Source organism: Kribbella sp. CA-245084 (genome assembly GCF_050942355.1).
In the GTDB taxonomy this organism is placed as follows: Bacteria; Actinomycetota; Actinomycetes; order Propionibacteriales; family Kribbellaceae; genus Kribbella.
Map to the genome: position 1 here is coordinate 8,324,984 of NZ_CP192053.1, position 22,873 is coordinate 8,347,856.

24 protein-coding genes and 1 pseudogene are annotated in these 22,873 nt (G+C 68.8%); 11 read left to right on the top strand and 14 right to left on the bottom strand.

Annotation, left to right across the window (positions count from 1 at the left end):
- Position 1: 1 nt before the first annotated feature.
- From ACQPYH_RS39955 to ACQPYH_RS39985, 7 genes and pseudogenes are all read right to left on the bottom strand, one after another.
- Positions 2–496: an NADH-quinone oxidoreductase subunit J family protein gene (locus ACQPYH_RS39955; RefSeq protein WP_432882629.1), complete on the bottom strand. Its 495-nt coding sequence runs from the start codon at positions 494–496 to the stop codon at positions 2–4.
- A gap of 128 nt (positions 497–624) precedes the next feature.
- Positions 625–840 (bottom strand): annotated as a pseudogene (locus ACQPYH_RS39960) (4Fe-4S binding protein); the annotation flags it as partial.
- A 191-nt stretch (positions 841–1,031) separates the two neighbouring features.
- Positions 1,032–1,709, bottom strand: coding sequence for a methylenetetrahydrofolate reductase (locus ACQPYH_RS39965; RefSeq protein WP_432882632.1), 678 nt, complete (start codon positions 1,707–1,709; stop codon positions 1,032–1,034).
- A gap of 105 nt (positions 1,710–1,814) precedes the next feature.
- Positions 1,815–3,035 carry an RNA polymerase sigma factor gene (locus ACQPYH_RS39970; RefSeq protein ID WP_432882634.1) on the bottom strand — a complete coding sequence of 407 codons (1,221 nt, stop codon included), beginning with the start codon at positions 3,033–3,035 and terminating at the stop codon, positions 1,815–1,817.
- Positions 3,032–3,376, bottom strand: coding sequence for a YciI family protein (locus tag ACQPYH_RS39975; protein ID WP_432882636.1), 345 nt, complete (start codon positions 3,374–3,376; stop codon positions 3,032–3,034). Before ACQPYH_RS39975 ends, ACQPYH_RS39970 begins: the two co-directional genes overlap by 4 nt.
- Positions 3,377–3,410: 34 nt before the next feature.
- A complete protein-coding gene (locus ACQPYH_RS39980) occupies positions 3,411–4,709 on the bottom strand; it encodes a sensor histidine kinase (RefSeq protein ID WP_432882639.1) in 1,299 nt (432 codons plus the stop codon).
- A complete protein-coding gene (locus tag ACQPYH_RS39985) occupies positions 4,706–5,362 on the bottom strand; it encodes a response regulator transcription factor (RefSeq protein WP_432882642.1) in 657 nt (218 codons plus the stop codon). The genes ACQPYH_RS39980 and ACQPYH_RS39985 overlap by 4 nt, the downstream gene beginning before the upstream one ends.
- Before the next feature lie 106 nt (positions 5,363–5,468).
- On the opposite strand from ACQPYH_RS39985, the gene ACQPYH_RS39990 reads away from it, so the two are divergent.
- From ACQPYH_RS39990 to ACQPYH_RS40005, 4 genes are read left to right on the top strand one after another with little or no spacing between them, the layout of a single operon-like run.
- Positions 5,469–5,978 (top strand): hypothetical protein, encoded by a 510-nt coding sequence (locus ACQPYH_RS39990; RefSeq protein WP_432882645.1) that lies wholly within the window; start codon positions 5,469–5,471, stop codon positions 5,976–5,978.
- Positions 5,951–7,030, top strand: coding sequence for an efflux RND transporter periplasmic adaptor subunit (locus ACQPYH_RS39995; protein WP_432882648.1), 1,080 nt, complete (start codon positions 5,951–5,953; stop codon positions 7,028–7,030). Before ACQPYH_RS39990 ends, ACQPYH_RS39995 begins: the two co-directional genes overlap by 28 nt.
- Positions 7,027–7,692 (top strand): ABC transporter ATP-binding protein, encoded by a 666-nt coding sequence (locus tag ACQPYH_RS40000; protein WP_432882651.1) that lies wholly within the window; start codon positions 7,027–7,029, stop codon positions 7,690–7,692. Before ACQPYH_RS39995 ends, ACQPYH_RS40000 begins: the two co-directional genes overlap by 4 nt.
- Positions 7,689–8,888: an ABC transporter permease gene (locus ACQPYH_RS40005; RefSeq protein WP_432882654.1), complete on the top strand. Its 1,200-nt coding sequence runs from the start codon at positions 7,689–7,691 to the stop codon at positions 8,886–8,888. Before ACQPYH_RS40000 ends, ACQPYH_RS40005 begins: the two co-directional genes overlap by 4 nt.
- 104 nt (positions 8,889–8,992) lie before the next feature.
- Here the strand turns inward: ACQPYH_RS40005 and ACQPYH_RS40010 are convergent, their stop codons facing one another.
- The gene (locus ACQPYH_RS40010; RefSeq protein WP_432882656.1) at positions 8,993–9,940 is read right to left on the bottom strand and encodes a complex I subunit 1/NuoH family protein; all 948 of its coding nucleotides are present in this window, start codon (positions 9,938–9,940) and stop codon (positions 8,993–8,995) included.
- 61 nt (positions 9,941–10,001) lie between these two features.
- Between ACQPYH_RS40010 and ACQPYH_RS40015 the strand changes: the two genes are divergently transcribed.
- Positions 10,002–11,186 carry an NAD(P)H-binding protein gene (locus ACQPYH_RS40015; RefSeq protein ID WP_432882658.1) on the top strand — a complete coding sequence of 395 codons (1,185 nt, stop codon included), beginning with the start codon at positions 10,002–10,004 and terminating at the stop codon, positions 11,184–11,186.
- On the opposite strand, the gene ACQPYH_RS40020 is transcribed toward ACQPYH_RS40015, so the two are convergent.
- The 4 genes from ACQPYH_RS40020 to ACQPYH_RS40035 are packed head-to-tail and all read right to left on the bottom strand — an operon-like array spanning position 11,162 to position 14,301.
- The gene (locus ACQPYH_RS40020) at positions 11,162–12,094 is read right to left on the bottom strand and encodes a GNAT family N-acetyltransferase (protein WP_432882661.1); all 933 of its coding nucleotides are present in this window, start codon (positions 12,092–12,094) and stop codon (positions 11,162–11,164) included. The genes ACQPYH_RS40015 and ACQPYH_RS40020 overlap by 25 nt on opposite strands.
- Positions 12,091–12,903, bottom strand: a complete 813-nt coding sequence (locus tag ACQPYH_RS40025) for an NADH-quinone oxidoreductase subunit C (RefSeq protein ID WP_432882663.1) — start codon at positions 12,901–12,903, stop codon at positions 12,091–12,093. The genes ACQPYH_RS40020 and ACQPYH_RS40025 overlap by 4 nt, the downstream gene beginning before the upstream one ends.
- Positions 12,900–13,451 (bottom strand): NADH-quinone oxidoreductase subunit B, encoded by a 552-nt coding sequence (locus ACQPYH_RS40030; RefSeq protein WP_432882666.1) that lies wholly within the window; start codon positions 13,449–13,451, stop codon positions 12,900–12,902. The genes ACQPYH_RS40025 and ACQPYH_RS40030 overlap by 4 nt, the downstream gene beginning before the upstream one ends.
- Before the next feature lie 4 nt (positions 13,452–13,455).
- Entirely contained in the window at positions 13,456–14,301 is an 846-nt protein-coding gene (locus ACQPYH_RS40035) for an alpha/beta fold hydrolase (protein WP_432882668.1), read from the bottom strand.
- 100 nt (positions 14,302–14,401) lie between these two features.
- Here ACQPYH_RS40035 and ACQPYH_RS40040 point away from each other — a divergent pair, with 100 nt between their 5' ends.
- The 6 genes from ACQPYH_RS40040 (at position 14,402) to ACQPYH_RS40065 (ending at position 21,106) form a co-directional block, all read left to right on the top strand.
- The gene (locus ACQPYH_RS40040) at positions 14,402–15,859 is read left to right on the top strand and encodes a purine-cytosine permease family protein (RefSeq protein ID WP_432882675.1); all 1,458 of its coding nucleotides are present in this window, start codon (positions 14,402–14,404) and stop codon (positions 15,857–15,859) included.
- Entirely contained in the window at positions 15,859–16,374 is a 516-nt protein-coding gene (locus tag ACQPYH_RS40045) for a cysteine hydrolase family protein (RefSeq protein ID WP_432882679.1), read from the top strand. The genes ACQPYH_RS40040 and ACQPYH_RS40045 overlap by 1 nt, the downstream gene beginning before the upstream one ends.
- Positions 16,374–17,081, top strand: coding sequence for a GntR family transcriptional regulator (locus tag ACQPYH_RS40050; RefSeq protein ID WP_432882683.1), 708 nt, complete (start codon positions 16,374–16,376; stop codon positions 17,079–17,081). The genes ACQPYH_RS40045 and ACQPYH_RS40050 overlap by 1 nt, the downstream gene beginning before the upstream one ends.
- Before the next feature lie 271 nt (positions 17,082–17,352).
- The gene (locus ACQPYH_RS40055) at positions 17,353–17,505 is read left to right on the top strand and encodes a hypothetical protein (RefSeq protein WP_157997036.1); all 153 of its coding nucleotides are present in this window, start codon (positions 17,353–17,355) and stop codon (positions 17,503–17,505) included.
- Positions 17,506–17,885: 380 nt separating this feature from the next.
- Entirely contained in the window at positions 17,886–18,056 is a 171-nt protein-coding gene (locus tag ACQPYH_RS40060) for a hypothetical protein (RefSeq protein ID WP_432882687.1), read from the top strand.
- 131 nt (positions 18,057–18,187) lie between these two features.
- Entirely contained in the window at positions 18,188–21,106 is a 2,919-nt protein-coding gene (locus tag ACQPYH_RS40065; protein ID WP_432882690.1) for a helix-turn-helix transcriptional regulator, read from the top strand.
- 8 nt (positions 21,107–21,114) lie between these two features.
- On the opposite strand, the gene ACQPYH_RS40070 is transcribed toward ACQPYH_RS40065, so the two are convergent.
- Together ACQPYH_RS40070 and ACQPYH_RS40075 are read right to left on the bottom strand one after the other, a co-directional pair.
- Positions 21,115–21,330 (bottom strand): hypothetical protein, encoded by a 216-nt coding sequence (locus ACQPYH_RS40070; protein ID WP_432882692.1) that lies wholly within the window; start codon positions 21,328–21,330, stop codon positions 21,115–21,117.
- Between the two features lie 180 nt (positions 21,331–21,510).
- Positions 21,511–22,860: a serine hydrolase domain-containing protein gene (locus ACQPYH_RS40075; protein ID WP_432882695.1), complete on the bottom strand. Its 1,350-nt coding sequence runs from the start codon at positions 22,858–22,860 to the stop codon at positions 21,511–21,513.
- Positions 22,861–22,873: the final 13 nt, after the last annotated feature.

Consider the following 22,873-nt stretch of genomic DNA (forward strand, 5'->3'; position numbering starts at 1 on the left):
GTCAGTCCTCCTTCTTCCGCTGGGACAGGGCGATCGCGCCGATCAGCGCGGCCAGCAGGAGGACCGAGAGAACTTCGAACGGGAGCACCCAGGTCTTGAAGACCTGCGTCCCCACGGCCTGTGCGGATCCGTCCGCCACCGGCTTGATCTTCTCGTTGCCAAAGGCAAGAACCACGCCGGTGCCGAGGATCAGCGCGAGCACGGCCGCGACGACGGCCGCGAACGGGCTGCGGCCGGTCGTCAGGCTCGGCAGCGGGTTGGTCGGTGCTTTGGTCAGCATCAGCGCGAACAGCACGAGTACGACGATCGCGCCGACGTACACGAGGATCTGGACCAGCGCGACGAACTCCGCATGCAGTACGCCGAAGCAGCCGGCGATCGCCCCGAGCGCCACGACCAGCCAGAGCGCGGCGTGCACGATCCGCTGGGAGGTCACAACGAAGACGGAGGCGATGAGGGCTACGGCTCCCGCAACGCTGAACAGGGCAGTTGTCACGCCTCGTCCTCTGTCGCGGGGCCGGGGTCGATAGGTTGCGGCGCCGGCACGGTCCACATCCAGTCGCGGAGGCGGTCCTTCTCGTGGGTCAGGTTGCGCAGGTCGGTCTCGGCGTACTCGAACTCCGGCGACCAGAACAACGCGTCGAACGGGCAGGCCTCGATGCAGATCCCGCAGTACATGCACAGACTGAAGTCGATCGCGAACCGGTCCAGCACGTTCCGGCTGCGCTCCCGCGCCTGCTCACCGACCGACGGCGCGGTCTCGGTGTGCGAGTCGATGTAGATGCACCAACTCGGGCACTCGCGGGCGCACAGCATGCAGGAGGTGCAGTTCTCCTCCATCAGCGCGATCACACCACGACTGCGCGGCGGCAACTCCGGCAGAACATCCGGATACTGCTCAGTGACAGACCGACGGGCCAGCGTCCTCGCGGTGACCTTCAGCCCCTCGACCAGCCCCTTACCCGGCACCCCCATGCTCCACCTCCCGTCTCTAAGCAGGACACTAGCGTCCCACGGCCCGATCCGCCGCGCTAAAGCTCCCGCTCGAGCCGGGCGGCGACCTGCCGGTACCGGCTCACCGGTATCAGATGAACGCCGTCGAAGGCACCCGAGTCACGGATCTTCAGGATTTGCTCGCAGGCGTGGTCTACGCCGGCGTCCCGGTCCTTCTCGACCGCCTCGACCAGTTGCTTCGGGATGCTGAGCTGAGGCAGGGCCGCGAGGTTGTGGGCCATCTGCGCGGACGCGAGCACCATGACACCGGCGTACACCGGGATGTCCAGGTCGACCGACTCACGCCAGCGGAGGAGCTCGTCGAGGTCGTAGCTGACCTGCACATACAGGAAGTCGGCCTCGGCCTTCCAGCGCGGGACCTTCGTCAGGCGCGTCGCGGCGCCGACCTGGAAGGGGTTGCACCCGGGGTACGTCGTGTCGCGCGCCTGCTCGATCATCGTGCGGACCGTGAGCTGACTCGTCCGTGCACCCTCCGCGGGATCGTCGCCGTGGACGAACAAGAACTGCTCCACGCCGTACGCCGCCGCCGTCAGGAGATCCCGGCGGAAGCCGAGCAGGTTGCGGTCCCGGGAGTTGAGGCAGGCGATGCCTCGGGCCCCCATCAACTGCACCTCGTTCGCCACCGCGACGCTGGAAACGGTGGCCCGGCCGATGTGGTTGTCCGGGATCAGGAACCCGTCCGCGATCGGACTCATCACCCCGATCTGATGCCGAACCCGCTTCAAATCAGGCCGAGTAGGCGGCTCCACCTCACAAACCAACTCAAATCCCGGCACACCGGGACCCTACAGAACCGCGGGTCAGCTCGGCGGGAGGTTCTCGAGGCGTGACCGGAGGAAGTGGTGCTCAGCTTCGTTGGTGGTGAGGGCGAGGGCCGCGGCGTACGCCTCGCGCGCCTCAGAGGGGCGATCCAGCTGGGTGAGGAGGTCGGCGCGGATCGCGTGGAACAGGTAGTAGGTGTCGAGGTCGAGCCCGTCGACGAGGGTTAGCGCCGCACCGGGGCCAGCTACCTCGGCTACGGCGACTGCGCGGTTGAGGGCGACTACCGGAGAGGGCTCGAGGGTGAGTAGGTGGTCGTACAGCTGGACGATCTGGCGCCAGTCCGTGGTCTCGGCGGTCGCCGCGTCGGCGTGGACGGCGTTGATGGCGGCCTGGAGTTGGTACGGGCCGGGGTGGTTGCGGCGGAGGCATTGGCGGACCAAAGCCTGGCCCTCGGTGAGTAGCGGGCGGTCCCAGAGTGTGCGGTCCTGCTCGCGGAGGCGGATGAGCGCGCCGTCGGGACCGACTCGGGCCGGGCGGCGGGATTGTTGGAGGAGCATCAGGGCGAGCAGGCCGACGGCCTCGGGTTCGTCGGGCATGAGGTCGGCCACCAGCCGGCCGAGGCGGATGGCCTCGAGTGCGAGTTCGTCGCGGACCAGCGTTTCGCCCGACGACGCGGCGTACCCCTCGTTGAAGATCAGGTAGACGACCGCGAGTACGCCGCGGACGCGCTCGGGCAGGTCGGCCTCGTACGGGACGCGGTACGGGATGCCGGCCGCGCGGATCTTCGCCTTCGCGCGGACCAGGCGTTGCGCCATCGTCGGCTCGGGGACGAGGAACGCGTGCGCGATCTCGGTGGTGGTGAGGCCGCCGAGCATGCGGAGGGTGAGCGCGACCCGGACGTTGAGCGCGAGGGCCGGGTGGCAGCAGGTGAAGATCAGCCGGAGACGGTCGTCGTCCACGGCACCCACCTCCTCCGGCTCGTCCTCGGCATGCAGCAGCGCCGCCTGGGCCGCCTGGGCCTGCTTGTCGGCCCGCGCGGACTCGCGGCGCAGGCGGTCGATCGCCCGGTTCCGGGCGGTCGTGATGATCCAGCCGGCCGGACTCGGCGGTACGCCGCTCTCCGGCCACTTCTCCGCCGCCGTCGCGAACGCATCCTGTACGGCGTCCTCGGCGATCTCCAGATCCCCGAACACGCGCGTCAACACGGCAACCGCCCGCCCGTGCTCGGCGCGGAAGATGCCGGCCAGATCAGGTGTCACGACTGGAAGGGTCTGACTTCTACGGAGAGGTTGCGAAGAACCTTGGCAAGACGCCGCGCCCAGTGCAGGGCCGCGTCCAGGTCATCCACCTCGATGACGGTGAACCCGCCCAGATGCTCCTTGCCTTCGGTGAACGGCCCATCCGTGATCAGGACCTCTTCGCCACGTGCCTTCAAGACAGTCGCGGTCTCCGGCGGGTGCAGCCCGGCCGCGAACACCCACACGCCGGCCGCCTGCATCTCCTCGTTCAACGCCTGGAGCTCCCGCAGAATCGGCTCCAGCACCTCGGGCTCGGGGGTCGGGCCGTCGGGCTGGTAGATGCTGAGCAGGTACTGGTTCATCGTTTCCTCCTTCTCGTCATCTGTACGAATCGACTCAGCCCGGATCGACAGGCAGCTCCACAGTAATTTCCAGACCGCCGCCGGCTCGCGGCACGGCGGTTACGGTCCCGCCATGTGCCTCGGCAACGGAGCGGACGATCGACAGCCCGAGCCCGGCACCTTTCCCGCTGACCAGCCGCTCGGCGCCCAGTCGGTAGAACGGCTTGAACAGGCTCTCCACCTCGTACGGCGGAATCTCGGGGCCGGTGTTCGTCACCACCACCTGCACTTCGTCCGCCACCGTCCTGCTCATCACCCGAACCCACCGCCCGGGCCCGGATCCCTGGCCCATCACAATCGACGCGTCCGCGTCGCCGCCCGCGTCACGATCCCCAGCGGGCGAGATTGTGATGGCCTGGGGATCCGCGTTGTGCCGGATCCCGTTCTCGACGAGGTTGTGCACCAGCCGTTCGAGCAGGAGAGCATCGCCTCGGGTGGGCGCGTCGCCCGGCCCCCGCTCAACCGAGACCCCGGCCGCATCAGCCTCGCCCGCCAACTGACTGCAAACGTGGCTCACCACATCGGCCAGATTCACCGGGTAGACCGTCGTCAGCTGCTTCTCGGAGTCGGCGAGGATCAGCAAGCCCTCGATCAGCTGCTCATGTCGGGCGTTGATCGTGAGCAGGCTCTCGCCCAGTTCCTTCACGTCGGCAGACGCCGTACGTCGGTGCATCGCGACCTCGACCAGCGCCCGGCCGAGCGTCAACGGCGTACGCAGCTCATGCGACGCGTTGGCAACGAAGCGGCGCTGGCCGTCGAACGAATGGTCCAGCCGCTCGACCATTGTGTCGAACGCATCAGCCAGGTTCTTCACCTCGTCGTCAGGGCCCTTCAGCGCGATCCGCTCATGCAAAGCCGCAGGTGAAGCCGAGATCCGGCGCGCCGTGTCGGTGACCCGATGCAGCGGCGCCAGCACCCGTCCGGCCACCAGCCACCCGAATCCCGCCGCCAACCCACCGACCGCGACCAGCGCGATACTCCCCTGGATCAGCAGCGACTTGATTGCCGCCTGCCGCACCTGCTCGCGCTGCTGCTGGAGCACCTTCTCCGCATCCGACCCGGTGAGTACGGCGCCGTCCTTGTTCATCACATAGACGTCATTGGTCGGCGGCGACGGCGGCTTCTGAGCACCCGGCCCCGGGCTCAGATACGTCCCCTTAACGATCACGCGGTACTGCTGGCCGAGGTTCGCGTTGAACAGCGCATACGTCACCCCGAGCAGCAGCACCCCGGCCACCATGAACAACCCGCCGTACAGCAAGGTCAGCCGGCCCCGCAGCGTCAGCCGCTTCATGGGATGCGGTACCCGACGCCGGTGACGGTCTCGACCAGCCCCGGCTCCCCCAGCTTCCGGCGCAGCTTGAGGATCGTCAGCCGCACCGCCCCGGTGAACGGGTCCACGTGCTCGTCCCATGCTTTCTCCAGCAGTTGTTCGGCCGACACGGTCGCGCCGTCGGCCCGCAGCAGCTCCGCGAGTACGGCGAACTCCTTCTTCGACAACGGCACGTACCGGCCGTCGCGGAACACCTCGTGCCGCGCCGGATCCAGCGTCACCCCGGCACGTCGCAGTACGGGCGGATCGGCCGGACGACTCCGCCGCCCCAACGCCAGCACCCGGGCAGCCAGCTCAGCGAACGCGAACGGCTTGGTCAGGTAGTCGTCCGCACCGAGCCCGAGCCCCTCCACCCGGTCCGTGACCGCGGCAGCGGCCGTCAGCATCAGCACCCGGGTGTCCGACCCGGACTGCACCAGCTGCCGGCATACCTCATCGCCGTGCACGACCGGGATGTCGCGATCCAGCACGAGTACGTCGTACGCGTTCACCGACAGCCGCTCGAGCGCAGCGCCGCCGTCACCGACCAGGTCGACCGCATGTGACTCGTCACGCAGCCACTCCGCGATCGCTGCCGCCAGCAACGGTTCGTCCTCGACCACCAGAACCCGCACGCACCCATGATCCCCGACGCCCGTGTTTCCCCCGTGTTAGCGCACTCGGAAACGGCCGGGAAACGGCGTCCGGCGAAGGCTTCGGGGAAACGAGAGGAGCGCACCGATGCGCAAGACCATCCTGGCCGCCACCGCGCTGGCGGCCGCCGTACTCATCACCGGCTGCGGAGCGGACAAGCCCGACGCCCAGGTCGCCTCTGGCTCCGGCGCCCAGCAGTCCACGACGCCGACCAGTGCGCCGGCCAGCCTGAGCCAGGACGAGATGGCGGTCAAGTTCACCCAGTGCCTGCGGGAGAACGGCCTGAACGTCCCGGACCCGGAGCCGGGTAAGGGACCAATGCTGAAATTCGACAAGAACTCCGGTGTCACCCAGGAGAAGGTCCAGAAGGCGATGGAGGCCTGCCGCGAGTTCGACCCGCAGGCGCAGGGCAGCGCCAACCCGCAACAGGCAGAGAACGGCCGCAAGTACGCCGAGTGCATGCGGAAGAACGGCGTCGAGAAGTTCCCGGACCCGAAGCCGGACCAGCGCGGCATCATGATCGGCCCGGGCATCGCCGACGACCCCGACTTCCAGAAGGCGCAGGACGCGTGCCAGAGCATCCTGGCGGCACGCTGATGCGCAAAGCGCTGACGGCTGTGGTCGTCCTGGCCGCCGGGGGCGCCGCGAGCGCGTTCCTGGTGAACCGGGGCGACACCAGCCAGGCAACGAACCAGCCCGCGCAGGCCTTGCCGGTCAACACCACCAAGGTCACGCAGCAGACCTTGAAGGACACCGAGACCGAGGACGGGCAACTCGGCTTCGGTACGACGTCCTCCGCCGTCAGCCGGATCGCCGGCACCGTCACCGCCGTACCGGACAGCGGGCAGGAGCTGCGACGCGGGAACACCGTCTACAGCATCGACAACAAACCGACGATCCTGCTGTACGGCGCTCTCCCGGCGTACCGGAAGCTGTCGATCGGGGCTGAGGGCAACGATGTTCTGCAGCTCGAGCAGAACCTGAAGGCGATGGGTTACACCGGATTCACCGTCGACGACGAGTACACCGACGCCACCGCCGAGGCGGTCGAGGCGTGGCAGGACGATCTCGGTCTGGACGACACCGGCGTCGTCGAGCTCGGCAGCGTGCTGTTCGCGCCTGGTCACATCCGCGTCGACAGCGTGCAGGGTCAGGAGGGTACGCCGCTCGGCCCGAACCAGCCAGTGCTCTCCTACACCGGCACGACCAGGGCCGTCACGGTCCAGCTCGACGCGGCGGACCAGCGGTTGGCCACGCCCAACGCGGCGGTGACGGTCGCCCTGCCGGACGGCAAGACCGTGCCGGGCCGCATCCAGAAGGTGTCGACGGTGATCATCCCGGCGGAAAGCCCGGACAAGGATCCCGAAACCAAGGTCGAGGTGATCGTTGCCATCGCCAACCAAAAGGCCGTGGCCGCTTGGTCGTCAGCTGCAACTGATGTCATCTTCACCGCCTCGGAACGCAAGAACGTGCTGACCGTCCCGGTCGCGGCTCTGGTCGCGCTGCGCGAGGGCGGGTTCGGGGTCGAGGTGACGGACGGCTCGACGTCGCACTACGTCCCCGTGAAGACCGGGTTGTTCGCGAGCGGTCAGGTCGAGGTCAGCGGCTCCGGAATCAAGGCCGGCACGACAGTCGGGATCCCGAAGTGATCGAGCTGAGCGAGGTGACCAAGGTGTATCCGGGCGGCGTGAACGCGCTCGGCGGAGTCAGCTTGCGGATCGATGCGGGCGAACTTGTCGCGATCGTCGGCCCGTCCGGCTCCGGCAAGTCCACGATGCTCAACGTGCTCGGTACGCTCGACCGTCCGACCTCCGGCACGGTCCACATCGATCGGTACGACGTGGCGCGGCTCTCCGACGCCGGCTTGTCGGCGTTGCGGGCGACCCGGATCGGCTTCGTGTTCCAGCAGTTCCATCTCGCAGCCGGCGTTCGCGCGGTCGACAACGTGGCCGATGGGTTGTTGTACTCCGGTCTGCGGTTGGGGGTGCGACGGCGACGGGCCGCGGCCGCACTGGTACGGGTCGGGCTCGGGCACCGGTTGGATCACGAGCCGCACGAGCTGTCCGGCGGTGAACGACAACGTGTCGCCGTCGCCCGGGCAGTCGCCGGCGAACCCGCCGTACTGCTGGCCGACGAACCGACTGGGGCCCTCGACTCGGCATCCGGTGCAGGCGTGATGGAACTGCTGCGCGACCTGCACGCCGCCGGTACGACGGTCGTCGTCATCACGCACGACCGGGACATCGCCGCCTCGCTCCCCCGTCAGGTCCGCATGCGTGACGGCCGCATCATCGAGGAGGTGAGGTCATGAGAGGCGAACTCAAGCCGGCATCCCTGAAGTTTCGGGACGTTGTCCGGGTCGGCGCGGTCGGACTGCGAACCCGGCCCACTCGGGCGTTCTTGTCCGCCTTGGGGATTGCGATCGGGATCGCCGCGATGGTCTCCGTCGTCGGGATCTCGTCCTCCTCACGGGCCGAGCTCGACGGACAACTCGATGCCCTGGGCACCAATCTTCTGACGGTTGCCCCAGGCACCCGACTGACCGGCGAGCAGGCCCAGCTGCCACTCACCGCCGAAGCGATGGTCCGCCGGATTGCCCCGGTCCGGGCCGAGTCCGCGGTCGGCAAGGTCGACGACACGTCCGTCTACCGGACCACCAAGATCCCGGACGTCGAGACCAACGGCATCATCGCGTACGCCGCCCGCACCAACCTGCTCGACACGATCGGCGCAACGATCCGCAGCGGCAAGTGGATCGACGCGGCGACCGGCTCGTACCCGGCGACCGTGCTCGGCTCGAGCGCCGCCGACCGGCTCGGGATCACCAAGGCGGGACCGGACACCCAGGTGCTGATCGGCAATGTCTGGTTCACCGTCCTCGGCATCCTCGAACCGGCCGCGCTGGCGCCCGAGCTCGACAGCGCAGCCCTGATGGGTTGGCCGGCTGCTGGTCGGCTCTCCTTCGACGGGCATCCGACCACGATCTACACCCGGTCGGACGACGCCCAGGTGCCGGCGGTCCGATCGGTGCTCGGGGCAACGGCCAACCCCGAGGCGCCGAACGAGGTCGAGGTCTCGCGGCCGTCCGACGCGCTCGCCGCGAAGCAGGCCGCCGGGCAGGCGTTCACCGGTCTGCTGCTCGGACTCGGCGCGGTCGCACTCCTGGTCGGCGGCGTTGGTGTCGCAAACATCATGGTGATCTCGGTGCTCGAACGCCGCGCAGAGATCGGCCTACGCCGCTCACTCGGCGCGACCCGCGGCCAGATCCGCACGCAGTTCCTCACCGAGTCGCTGTTGCTCTCGGCGCTAGGCGGAGTCGGTGGCGCGGCGCTCGGATCCGCGGTCACGGCGGCGTACGCGTCGTACCAGAGCTGGCTGACCGTCATCCCGGTCTGGGCACTCGCCGGGGGCGTCATCGCCACGCTGATCATCGGCGCCCTGGCCGGCCTCTACCCAGCCGTCCGAGCCTCACGCCTCTCACCGACGGAGGCCTTGGCCACGCCGTAGCGGACCTCCGCCACTGACCAACTGCCTCGATCGGCGGGCGCGCACGCTCAGCACCCTCGCCAACCAGCACCTCAGGCGGGGTTGGTCAGTGGTGCAGGTCCGGGTCAGAAGGCGACGACGCCGATGCCGGTGAGTGCGAGCTGGGCGAGCGCCACCGGCACCAAGCCCTGCCAGGCGAGCTTCTGCAGCTGGTCGGCGCGCATGCGCGGGAACGACACGCGCACCCAGATCACCACGAGCGAGACCAGCGCGACCTTCACGATGGTCCAGATCCAGCCGATCGACTCCGGCCCCGGTCCGCTCCAGCCGCCGAGGAACAGCACCGTCGTGAGCCCCGCGAGGACGACGATCCCGGCGTACTCGGCCAGCAGGAACATCGCGAACCGCAGGCCGGTGTACTCCGTGTACGGGCCGAAGATCACCTCGGAGTCCGCGACTGGCATGTCGAACGGCGGCCGCTGCAACTCGGCCAGACCAGCAATGAAGAACACGATCATGCCGGGCAGCTGCCACAGCAGCCACCACGGATTCCACGCGTGTGCGATGCCGGTCAGGCTCAGCGAACCGGCCGCGACCGCGACACTCGCCGCGGACAGCACGAACGGCAGCTCGTAGCTCATCAGCTGCGCCGCGACCCGGAGTCCACCGAGCAGGCTGTACTTGTTGCCGCTGCCCCAGCCCGCCATCAGCGAGCCGAGCACGCCGATGCTCATCACGGCGAGCACGAAGAACAGGCCGGAGTCCAGATCGGCGCCGACGATGCCGGGCGCCAGCGGGATCGCGGCGAGCGCGGCGAGGTACGGCAGGATCGCGACGATCGGCGCCCATTCGAAGACCCGCTTGTCCGCGGCCGCCGGGACGACGCTCTCCTTCTGGACGAACTTCACCCCGTCGGCGACCAGCTGCGCCCAGCCGTGGAACGCGCCGGCGTACATCGGGCCGAGCCGTGACTGCATGTGCGCCATCACCTTGTGCTCGGCCTGACCGACCAGCAACGGCGCCACCAGGAAGGCGACGAGAACGCCCACCACCCGCACCACGAACTCCAGCATGTGCGTCAGCCTAGTGTGTCCAGCTTGACCTCAACCAATGTTTAGGTCGAAGGATCGTGTCATGACTACCGTTCTTGTCACTGGAGCCACCGGCCGGGTCGGCCGGCATGTCGTCGCCGGACTGCGCGCGGCGGGGGTGACCGTTCGCGCCCTCGTCCGTACGCCGGACCTCGCCGGATTCCCGCCCGACGTCGAGCTGATCCACGGCGATATCACCGACGTTGACGCCGTACGACGGGCCGCGGCCGGCGTGGATGCAGCGTTCCTGCTGTGGCCGTCGTTCAGCGCGGATGGAGCGTCTTCAATCGTCGGCGCATTGCCTGAGCGGGTGGTGTACCTGTCGTCGCTCAACGCCGCCGAGGGCGGGGTCTGGGGTGATGTCGAGCAACTGCTCCGCGATGCGGGCAAGGCGTGGACGTTCCTGCGGCCGAGCGGGTTCGCGGTGAACGCTCAGGGGTGGGCCGGCGACTTCCGCTCCGGCGACACGCTCCGGCTTCCCTACCCGGAGGCGTCGCGGTCTCTTATCCATGAGCGCGACATTGCGGCGGTCGCCGTACTCAGCTTCGTGAACCCCGGCCACGTCGGCCAGATCTACGAACTCACCGGTCCCGAGGCGCTCACCCAGGCCTCGCAGGTTGCCACCGTCGGTCGTGCGGTCGGCAAGGACATGCACGTCGTACCGCTCACAGGGGACGCCGCCCGCCAGGCGATGCTCAACCAAGGCGCCGATCCCGCGCTCGCCGCGAGCGCGGTCAGCTACTGGGCCTCGCTCGTCGACAACCCCGAACCCGTCACCACCACAGTCGCCGAGCTAACCGGCCGCCCCGCCCTCACCTTCGCGGACTGGGCTCGCGAGCACGCCGACGAGTTCCGCACCCTCTCCACCGCCGAGGTCGCCGCCGGGTACGTCGAAGCGCTGTCGGCCGGCCGACTAGACGAAGCACTCGCCTACTTGGCCCCCGATGTGATCCGCACCGCCCCACTCGAATCCGCCACCGAACTCAAAGGCATCGACGCAATCCTCGAAAACACCCACCGCCTCAACGCCAACGTCGAATACCTGGCAGTCGAGACCCTGGGCCCACTCCTCCACGACAGCCACTTCGCCATCCGCTTCACCTTCGACCAACGGAACACGGTCACCGGCGTGCGAGCCCAAACCACCAAGCTGTCGCTCTGCACCGTCGAGTCCGGCCGCATCACCCGCGAGGAGGTCTTCTACTACACGCCGCCGAGCGGGAGTTGAAGCCAGCCGCCTACGTCGTGGCGGCCGGCGGTGAGGGCGGCGGTGCGGGCGCCTTGGTTGGCGGAGTGGATGGTGCCGATGAAGATGCGGGTCGGGTCGGGGAGGGCCTGTGCGAGGAGCGTGCTCAGGTGGGGGCCGTAGCCGTGGCCGCGGTGGTGCCTGGCGAGGATGAGTTCGCGGACGACGTACGCCGGGAGGCCCAGGGCGTCGTCGGGCTTGATGATGGCGGCGGCGTACCCGGCCCACTCGTCGTTCACCGTGATCTCGAAGAGCAGACCGTCGTCGGCGGACTCCTGGAGATCCTCGAGGTCCTGGATGGTGGCTTCTTCGGTGTGGTGCGGGTGGTCGGCGTCCACGGCTTCGTACGCGCGGCGGGCCTCGTCGTAGTGCTCGACGCTCTTCGCGGGGCGGAGCGCGAGGCCGGGCGGTACGTCGTGTGGTTGCAGCTCGCTGATCGGTGCGGCGAGGAAGCGTCGGTCGGGCACGGTGCCGTCGACGCCGGGGGCGGCGCTCCAGAGGCGGAGGTAGAGCGGGTTGTGGATGCCGTAGTACTGCTGGGCTGCGTCGGCGAGCGCTGGTAGGTCGCGCGGCTCGGGTGAGCGGCTCATCGGGGTGGCGTCGACGAAGGGCTTGGCGACGTTCATGTTCTCGAAGCGCATGCTGAACATCACCTGGAGATCGTTGCCTACGGCAACCCAGTGGTTGAGCATCGCCTCGGCCGGCTTGCCCGGCGCCAAGCGCGCGGTCCGCTGGGTCGCGATGTCGAGGTCCTCGGCCAGCAAGATATCCAGCGCCGCATGCTCCTCGGCCAGAATCGCCAGCCGGCGTACGTCGTCCACCCACGTACGCGTCAACGGATGCTGCCGCTCCAACGTGTACCGAGCCAACACCTCAGCCGAAGGAATCACGACTGCTCGCCCGACTCATCCCCCAGTTGCTTGGTGGGGTCCGCTGGCGTGGGTTCCGGTGTCGTGGGAGGTGCCGCCGCGGTATCTGCCGGGGCCGGGGCCGTGGGGGCTTCGGCGGGTGGTGGGGATTGCCGGCGGGCGCGCCTCTCGCCTCCTGCGGCCGCGCCTGCGCGGCGGGGGCGGGCGGGAGTTGCGGCTGCCTGCGCGGCTGCCAGGGGGTCGGGCTCTGGGGAGCCGGGTGGGCGGGGGCCCCAGGTTTCGGGGTCGGGGACGCCTGGGGGGAGTGTGCGGCGGCGGCTGGGGGCGCCGGTGGGGGCGTGGTCGGATTCGCCGGGTTCCTTGGCGCCGGGCCAGGGCTTGGCGACCCGGGAGGCGAGGACGAACTCCTTCCGGAGCGGGTGGCCCTCGAACTCGTCCGGGAGAAGCAGTGTGATCAGGTTCGGATGACCCTCGAAGCTGATCCCGAACATCTCGAACGTCTCGCGCTCATGCCAGTTCGCCCCGGCGTACACCTCGGACAGCGTCGGCAGCACCGCCTTGTCCCGCGGCACCAGCGTCCGCACCAGCACATGGTCGACATGCGACCCACCCCAGAAGTCCGCCAGGTGCGACACCACCCGGAAGCCATCGGTCAGCTCATCCGAAGCGCTCAGGAAATCGAAGAACGTGAACCCGACGGCATCTCGCAGTACCTCATGCGCCGCCACCCACGACTCCGGCGGTACGTCGATCGCGGTCGGGCCGAAGCTGTCCGTCGACGTCGCGGTGATGCCGGCACTGGTCAGCGCCTCCAGTGCGTCGGCGCTCAAGGCTGCACCAATCCGCGGGTCAGCGCCGCCGCGGACGGCTCTTCGTACCGGTCGACGAGCGCCTCGCCCGCGATCTTCTCCTGCAGTTTGAGGATCCCCTGCAGCAACGCCTCCGGCCGCGGCGGGCAGCCGGGCACGTACACGTCGACCGGGATGATCTGGTCGACACCCTTCGTCACGCAGTATGAATCCCAGTACGGGCCGCCCGAGTTCGAGCAGGAGCCGAACGAGATCACGTACTTCGGCTCGGGCATCTGGTCGTACAACCGCTTGATCGCCGGCGCCATCTTGTCCGTCACGGTGCCCGACACGACCATCAGGTCGGCCTGCCGCGGTCCGGGCGCGAACGGGATCACGCCGAGCCGGATGAAGTCGTGCCGGCCCATCGACGCGGCGATGAACTCGATCGCGCAGCAGGCCAGTCCGAAGTTGAACACCCAGAGCGAGTACTTGCGCCCCCAGTTCAACAGGTACCGGACCGGCTCCGGCGCGAGTCTGGCCAGCGCGCCGACTGCCGGTCGCACCGTCGGCATCCCCAGCTCGGTCATGCGCTCAGCCTAGTCCGACAATCTCCTCCGCGAGGACCTCCGGGTATTCGAGTGGCGCGTAGTGCCCGGCGCCATCGACGTACCGCACCCGGACGTCGCTGAAGAAGTCGTCCACCCGGTCCGACCACGCCCGCGGGAACAGCGGGTCGAACTCCGGCCACAGCACCACGGTCGGTACGGCGATCCGGTCGTACGACGGTGGCGCCGTCTCGGCCGCGGACACTGCGACCGACCCGGCACCCGCCCGGTACCACTGGATCGACGCCGTGAACGCACCCGGCTGTGAATACGTATCCACCAAGTGATCGAGGTCCGGCTCGAACCCCGGCCCGGACCAATGCGTCCAGAAGTGGTTCAGGTACGAGCGAACCGCGTCGGGCTTCCCATCGATCAGCTCTTCGATCACCGTCAGCCGATGGAACGCCTGGTACCAGAACTCCGCCTGCGCCTGCTCGGAGAAGACCCGCTTGCCGATCCCGGGCAGCGGCGGTGCGACCACGATGCCGTCGATCAGTTCCGGCTGATTCCGCGCGATCCCCTGCGCGATCCGGCTGCCGACGTCGTACCCCGCGAGGACCGGACGCTCCAGCCCGAGCTCCGCCATCAGACCCACGATGCTCCGCCCCTGTGCGGCAACGCCGTACTGCGCGGGGTCGGTGTCGGCCGCGTCGGACTCACCGAACCCGCGGAGGTCCGGCACCACCACCTCGAAGCCACGTTCCGCGAGCATCGGCGCCAGCAACCGGTAGTCGGTGCGATCACCCGGCCAGCCGTGCAGCAGAACCACCGCCGGCCCCTCGCCGATCCGGTCGTACGCCAGCCGGAATCCGTCCACCGCTTCAGTCAGCATGGCCTCAGTTTTCGACCACCGCGCATTGTTGACCACCCCGACACCCGGGCTTACCGTGATTGAACAGGACTGAACAGGTCCACTCCGGTGGGGAGACACCATGGCTGATCAGCTCGAGGTGCAGCAGACCCGCGCGCTCTCGGTGGAGAGCAACGGGCTGAACGTGATCGCCGACGCGGACCGGAAGGGCCGCCCGAGTCAGCTGTTCTGGCCGTGGTTCGGAGCGAACGTCTCCGTGCTGGGGCTGAGCTACGGCGCGTTCGCGCTCGGATTCGGGATCTCGTTCTGGCAGGCGGTGATCGCCGGGGTGATCGGGGTGGTGTTCTCGTTCCTGCTCTGCGGGCTGATCGCGCTGGCCGGCAAGCGCGGGTCGGCGCCGACGATGGTGCTCAGCCGCGCCGCGTTCGGTGTCCGAGGCAACAAACTGCCGTCGCTGGTGTCCTGGTTGCTGACGGTCGGCTGGGAGACGGTGCTGACGATCCTCGCGACGCTCGCGACCGCGACCGTGTTCGAGCGTCTCGGCTGGGGCGGCGGCAACCTCACCAAGGTGATCGCGCTGGTCGTGGTCGGTCTGCTGACCGTGGCGTGCGGCGTACTCGGGTTCGACCTGATCATGCGGGCGCAGACGATCATCACCGTTGTCACCGGCGTACTCACCGTCGTTTACATCATCCTGGTCGCCGATCAGATCCACTGGAGCACGGTGTCCGCGCTGCCGAGTGGTTCGTCGCAGGCGGTGATCGGCGCGCTGGTCTTCCTGATGACGGGCTTCGGGCTCGGCTGGGTGAACGCGGCCGCGGACTACTCGCGGTACCTCCCCCGCCAGGCGTCGAGTCGCGGCGTGGTCGGCTGGACGACGTTCGGCGGCTCGGTGGCTCCCGTCGTACTGCTGGTCTTCGGTCTGCTGCTGGCGGGTTCGTCACCTGACTTGAGCAAGGCGATCGGCGCGGACCCGATCGGTGCGCTGGCCGAGGCGTTGCCGACGTGGTTCCTGGTGCCGTTCGTGATCGTCGCGGTGCTCGGCCTGGTCGGTGGCGCCGTACTCGACATCTACTCGTCCGGCCTCGCGCTGCTGTCGCTCGGTCTGCCGGTCAAGCGGTATGTCGCGGCGTTCATCGACGGTGTGGTGATGATCGGCGGGACGATCTACGTCGTCTTCTACGGCGGCGATTTCCTCGGGCAGTTCCAGGGATTCCTGATCACGCTCGGCGTACCGATCGCGGCCTGGTGCGGGATCATGCTCGCCGACATCGCCGCTCGGCAGCGGGACTACGCCGAGGACGACCTGTACCGGTCGAACGGACGGTACGGCGACGTGCAGTGGTTGCCCGTGGCCACGATGCTCGTTGCCACCGGCATCGGCTGGGGACTCGTCACGAACACGCTGGCGTCGTGGCTGACCTGGCAGGGCTACCTGCTCGGGCCATTCGGCCTCGGCGGCAAGAACGGCGCGTGGGCGTACGCGAACCTCGGCGTACTGGCCGCGCTCCTGATCGGTTTCCTCGTGCAGTGGTTCGGCCGCGGGCCCGCAGTACGTCGGCAGGAGGCGGCTGCCTGATGGTTCTGGCGCTCATCGACCTGCAGCGGATCTTCGCGGACCCGGAGTCCGGCTGGGCGACTCCGGACTTCGAGCGGGTGATCGCGCCTACGAAGGAGTTGCTGGAGATCTTCGGGTCCGATGTCGTCTTCACCCGGTTCGTGGCGCCGAAGAAACCGTTCGGTGCCTGGGTGCCTTATTACCAGGAGTTCCCGTTCGCGTTGCAGCCGGCGGACGCGGCGGAGTACGAGTTGGTCGACGAGTTCAAGGGCGCTCCAACTCTGGACAAGATCTCCTTCGGGAAGTGGGGTCGGGAGTTGGCGGCCGCGGCGGACGGCCGGCTCGTACTCGGCGGGGTGACGACGGACTGCTGCGTGATCAGTACGGCGCTGGCCGCGGTCGACGCCGGCGTACAGGTCCAGGTCGTCGAGGAGGCGTGCGCCGGATCGACCGACGAGAACCACCGCAAGGCGCTCGACATCATGCGGCTGTATGCGCCGATGATCGAGATCGTGCATGTGGAGCAGTTGCGGTGATGCGCCGGATCTCCCTGAAGCACGAGCGGGTCGCGCGGGTGCTCGCGCGGGAGATCAGGTCCGGCGTCGTACGGCGTGGTGCGCAGCTGCCGGGCGAGGTGGAGCTGGCTCGCCGGTTCTCGGTCAGCCGCAACACGGTCCGCGCGGCGCTCGCCGTACTGGCCGAGGACGAGCTGATCGCGACGCACACCGGCAAGGGTTCGTACGTGCTGTTCGACGGGCGACCGCTGGACGGGCGGCTCGGGTGGACGCATGCGCTGTCCGAGCAGGGCGTGGAGACCCGGATGCGGACCGTGCGGATCGAACGCTCGACGGATCCCGGGCTGGCGTCCCGGCTAGGTCTGGAATCGCCCCGGGTGGTCGTGATCGAGCGGGTCCGGCAACTGACCGACGGTACGGCGATCTCCCTCGAACGCAGCCGGATCCCGGCGCTGGACGCACTACGCGACCTGCCGGAACGCGGCCTCGACAACGGGTCCATCAGCGTCACCCTCAACCGCGCCGGCCTCTACCTCGACCACTGCGAACAACGCCTCCGCGGCCGCCCCCTAACCCCCATCGAAGCCGGCCACCTCAACCGCCCCGACGGCACCTGGTTCCTCCACACCACCCGCACCAGCTGGACGGCAGACGACCGCTTCGCCGAATACGCCGACGAACTCCTGGACCCCGACCACTACGAACTAAGCCTCTCCTACCGCAGCTGATCCCGCGCGTGCTGCTTCACGCCGCGACCGCTCGGGCGCGCTCTGATGAACCTTGGACACCCGGTGGTGACCTTGGATAAGCCATTGCATGTGCACAGTCACCGTCGGCTATCCCCAATCCCACTCAGGCCACCCCCGAGCAGGCGCCGGGGGCGCCAACCACCGACTAAGGCGTTAGTTGCCCTCGGCATAGGGAGTTGTGCGGATGTGAGGGCCCTCCTCAGGGGCGCACTGTCTACTCATCGACAGGAGCTCGGAGGAGATCATGTTCATGTACTCGACCGACGCGGTGCGGGCCGAGATCAAGTACCGGCAGGACCGTATCCGGCACGACTTCCAGCGTCCGTTCTGGTTCCAGCGCAAGCCTAAGCAGCAGCCGCCCGCGCCCTGTGCGCCCGAGCTGCGTGCCCGTCCGGCGATGTGACCGCGAGGTCACCGCCCCAGGCCCCCTCCCCCCAGGCGCGGCCGGCTCACCAGAGCCGGCCGCGCCTCCTTCGTTTCAGGCTCAAAGAGACCCCCTTAGGCGGCTCCTAGGACCCCCTAAGGCGAAGTAAGGCACCAACCGCCCCGCGGATAGGGAGGAGTTCCGATGTGCGGGGCTACCTCAGGCGAGCAGATTGACACCTGTCAGCAAGAGCTGGCACCGAAAAGCGGAGGAAGACATGTACTCGAACGAATCGGTCAAGGCAGAGGTTGCTTACCGCAGGGAGCGTCTCAGCCGGGACTTCCGGCAGCACCGGAGCACCGGGGCTCGTCGGACCATCAGCCACCTGTTCGGCCGGAAAGCCTGAAGGGAGGGAAACCATGTTCAACACTCCACTGAGTCAGGACACGATCAAGGCGGAGACGGCGTACCGGTTGGAGCGGACCAAGCGTGACTTCGGGTCCGTGAGCCGCAAGCAGCGCCCGGCGAAGGGCTCGCAGCCCGAGTCGCGGCACTCGCGCCGTGCCCTCCGACCCACCACGGCCCGATGACCGCCCCAGCCGCCGTCCCTGATCACACGATCAGGGACGGCGTTCTTTTACCCGCGAAGACCCAGGCTGACAGCAGAACCGGGGCTCAGCGGACGGGATGCCGTCGATTTGTGTCGGCTTCAGGGGCGAAGATGGACAACGTGCCCTGGAATTCGACACCTCTCGTCGGCCGCTCGTCCGAGATGGCCGCCATGCTGAGCGCCGTGGACGACGCGAAAACGCGTCGCGCCGGCGCCGTACTGCTGTCCGGTGATGCCGGCGTCGGCAAGACCCGGATGCTGGACGAGGTGGCGACCGGTGCGCACGAGCGCGGCTTCGGCGTATTGGTCGGGCACTGCACCGACTTCGGCGATGCCGGCCTGCCGTACCAGCCGTTCTCCGAGATCTTCGGCCGCTTGGCCGGCGACCGCCCCGACCTCGTCGAGAGCGTGCTGACCAACTTCCCGGCGATCAGCCGGCTGCTCCCCGCTCACCGGCTGCTCAGCGCCCAACCCGCGCCGCAGGACGGCCAGCTCGACCGCGCCGCGCTGTTCGACGCCGTCCTCGGCGCGTTCACCGCGCTGTCCACCAGCGAGCCGATCCTGGTGATCATCGAGGACGCCCACTGGGCCGACGACTCGACCCGGGACCTGATCGGTTTCCTGATCACCCGACTGACCTCGCAGCGCCTGGCGCTCGTCGTGTCGTACCGCAGCGACGACCTGCACCGTCGCCACCCGCTCCGCCGGCCGATCGCCGAGTGGTCCCGCAACCCTCGGGTACGCCGGGTCAACCTGCTGCCGCTCGACGCCGACGAGTCCCGCACTCTCCTCAACTCGCTGCTCGCCGAGCCCCTGTCCCCGATCGAGGAGCGTCGCATCCTCGAGCGTGCCGGCGGCAACGCGTTCTTCACCGAGGAGCTGGCCGCCGCGGCCTCGATGGGTGACGGCGACACCGTGCCGCCCGATCTCGCCGACCTGCTCCTGGTTCGCCTCGACCCGGTATCGGACGACGCCCGGCAGGTCGCCCGCGTGATCGCCGTGGCCGGCCGCCGCGTCCCGCACGATCTCCTCACCGCGGTCGCCAAGCTGCCGGACCGGGAGCTCGACGACGCCCTGCGCGAGCTGATCGACGCGCACATCATCGACGTACCGACCAACGATCGGTACTACTTCCGCCACGCCCTACTGGCCGAAGCGGTGTACGACGACCTCCTGCCAGGCGAGCGCGTCCGCGAACACGCGGCGTACGTACAAGCACTCGAAGACAAGACGGTCGCAGGTACGGCGGCTGAGCTGGCCGGGCATGCAACTCGATCGCACGACCTGGCGACAGCGTTCGAAGCCCGCGTCCGAGCCGGCCAGGAAGCGCTGTCGGTCGCCGCGCCGCAGGAGGCGTTGAAGCACTACGAGATGGCGCTCGAGCTGTTCCCGAACGCGGCGCCGACGAGCACGGTCGACAAGACCTGGTTGATCGTCGACACGGCGACGGCAGCCACCTTGTCCTCGCAGCACCTGCGCGCGCTCAAGCTGCTCCGGAAGGCGCTGGCCGATCTGCCGGCCGACGCACCGAAGCTGCAGCGGGCCGAGCTTCTCCTGCCGCTGGCCGATATCGCGCTGATCATCGACCAGGACAAGGAGGCCAGCGAGGCGATCTCGCAGGCGCTCAAACTGGTCCACGACGAGCCGTCCAGTGTATTCAAGGCGCAGGTCGCCTCGCTGTACGCGCGGGTGTCCGACGCGCTGGGCCGGCCGATGGAGGCCGAGCGCTGGGCGCACCGGGCGCTCGAGATCGCCCGCGAGGCCGGTCAGGAGTCCGCAGCCAGCGACGCCGGCATCACGCTCGCCCAGCTCCGCCGACGGGCCGGCGATCCGGAGACGGCCGCAAAGCAGCTGGAGGAGGCCGCCGTACGCGCGCAGCTCACCGGCGATCCTGCCGCCGAAGTGCGGAGCCGGTTCCTGCTCGGGTCGACGCATTACGAGCAGGGCGACCTGCTGAACGCGAAGTCCGCGTTGTCGTTCGCGGCGAAACGGGCCGGTGAGCTCGGGCGGCAGTGGGCGGCGTACGGGTTCGACGCACGGCGGATGCTCGCGCTGACGCAGTTCATGCTCGGCGAGTGGGACGAAGCGACCATGACCGCCCGCACCGACACGATGACGCCGGCGGCGGCCGCGGCTGCGCTGCGGGCGGTGGAGTTCTCAGTGCGGAGCGGGCGGGGTGACACCGCGGTCGCCGAGGAGTTCGAGCTGTCCCGGAAGTGGTGGGATCTCGACATCATGCTGCCGCTCATCGGGCTACAGCCGGCCGTCGAGGCGTACCTGCAGCTGGATCAGCCGGCCGAGGCAGAGAAGCTGATCGCCGATGTGTCCACGCTGTGCGCCGACCTGTTCCAGACGGAGTGGTTCTTCGCCCGGATCCGGTTCTCGGCCCTGGGTCTGCAGTTGCTGTGCCACCGCGCCGTCGGCGAGCCGTCAGCTGCCGCCGAGCTGGTCGCCCGCGGCGCGGAGCTGGTTGCGCTCGGGCAGGCGACGGCCGAGAAGGGTCTGCCACCCGGACGGTTGATGGGCGTCGAGGGACTCGCCTGGCTGGCGCGGCTGGAGTCGGAGTGGGATCGACTGCGGTGGCTGGCCGGCGTCGACGCGCCGACGCCGCAGGAGCACGTCTCCGCTTGGGAGCGGACGACGGACGCCTTCGGGTACGGGTACGTCCACGAGCAGGCGTGGTCGCGGGTCCGGTTGTCGGCTGCGCTGCGGGCCGCGGGCCGGGTCGCCGAGGCAAACGAGCAGACGGCGCTGGCCGCCGAGGTCGGTCGCGAGCTGCGGGCGAAGCCGTTGATCGCCGAGACCGGTGGCGGCGAGACGGCCGGCGCGAGTGCGCTCACGTCGCGGGAGACCGAAGTACTGCGGTTGCTGGCCGAGGGACGCACCAACCGGCAGTTGGCGCGCGAGCTGTACATCAGCGAGAAGACCGTCAGCGTGCACGTGTCGAACATCCTGGCGAAGCTCGGCGTCCGCTCGCGGACCGAGGCCGCAGCGGTAGCGCGTCGAGACGGACTGCTCGACGCGGACTAGGGCATGTCTTAGCCGTGTTTGCGGTGGCGGTCCGGCTCGGGGCGCGCGTGCCGTGTGCGAGCCCGGGCCAGGTCGTCGGCTGTGACCGGCGGCGTGAGTCGGATCGGCCGGTTCAGGTCGGTGATGTTGTCGAAGACTTTACGGGCGTGCCGCATTCGGGCCGCGGCCAAGAGCACCAACCCGGCCGCAGCGAGTGCAATCACTACCCACAGTTGCCACGACATAGCCTCACCGTCCGGTATTCGCCCCGTACCCCCGTGTAATCACGATAGCCCCGAACCCACCGGTTGGCGACCGTTCGTACGCATACCGTTAAGCAAGCCGATTGAAACTCACGTTTGTTGCCAACCGCAATCACAAACGGTGATCAGGCAACGAGTTGGGATCCGGCGCGGCGACTACTTTCAGTCACGGCGGGGCGTGAGGCGACCCATCCGGAAGATGTGCGTCGCGCGACCGTCGATCGGTCCCCTGAACGCCATGACGTCGTGCATCCCGCCCTCCGGCTCGGCCGTGATCAGCCGCGACTCGTCGAGTGGCAGGAGCCGGTGACGCTCCGGCTCCGGCAGCACCACCTTCGCGTCGTCCTGCACCGCCTCGATCAGCAACCAGAACTCGCCGTTCTCACTGCTGATCGTTGACCGGAACAACACGCCCTCGTACCGTCCGACGACGAGCTCAGGGGCGATCTCGGCCGGCTCCGCGGGCGGTACCAGCCGCGCCGGCAGTTCGATCCCGGCCGTCTCCCGCAGGACGTGACCCATCAGTTCGTCGTACAGCGCCGAGGCCCTGCCGCCGTTGGTGAGCAGCGCGACGGCCACGCCGCGGTCCGGGACCAGCCGGAAGAACGCGGCCTGTCCGACCGTGCCGCCGTCGTGCCCGTAGTACGGTCCGTGTTCGCTGTCGAAGATCATCCAGCCGAGGCCGAGCTGGTGCAGATCGCCACCGGTCGGGGGTACGTCGACCTGGGCCTCCCAGAGCCGATCGATCGTCGCCCGATCGAGCAGCGTCGCGTCGAGGAACGCCCGCCCGAAGCTGATCAGGTCGCTCGCGCTCATCGTCAGCAACGATCCGGCCGGCGCCATCCCGTGGACCAGGCTCCACACCGGCGCGACCTCGAGCGGCGCGCCGGGCTTGGGCGAGACATGCCCGACCGCGGCCCGATAGAAGAGAGCCTCGTCCGGGATCGTGGCGACGTGCCCGAGCTCCAGCGGTACGGCGATGTGCTCGCGGATCAGCTCGTGGAACGGCTTCCCGCGCAGTACCTCCGCGATCCGGCCGAGGACGACGAAACCGGCGTTGTTGTACGAGAACCCGGCGCCGAGCGGGACCTCCTGCGCCAGGCCCGGTACGACGTCGCGGACGAACAGCTCGACGCCGTCGTCACCGCGCGACGTCGGGATGAAAGCGTCACCGGAGAAGCCGCTGGTGTGGGTCAGCAGGTGCCGCGGGGTGACCGCCGCCGCGGTCGGCTCGTCGGCGAGCTTGAAGTCCGGCAGGTACTCGCGGACCGGGTGGTCGAGGTCGACCCTGCCTTCGCCCACGAGCTGCATGATCAGCGTGGTCGTCCAGAGCTTGGTGATCGAGCCGACCTGGAAGACCGAGTCCACAGTCGCCTCGACCCCGGTGTTCTGGTTCAGGACGCCGGCCGCCGCCGTACTCACCTCACCGTCCGCGAACACCGCGATCGACGCGGCGGGTACGTCGTGCTTGCCGATCAGCCGGGTCAGGTTCTCGTCGAGCCACTGCTGCATGAAGCGCTCCTTA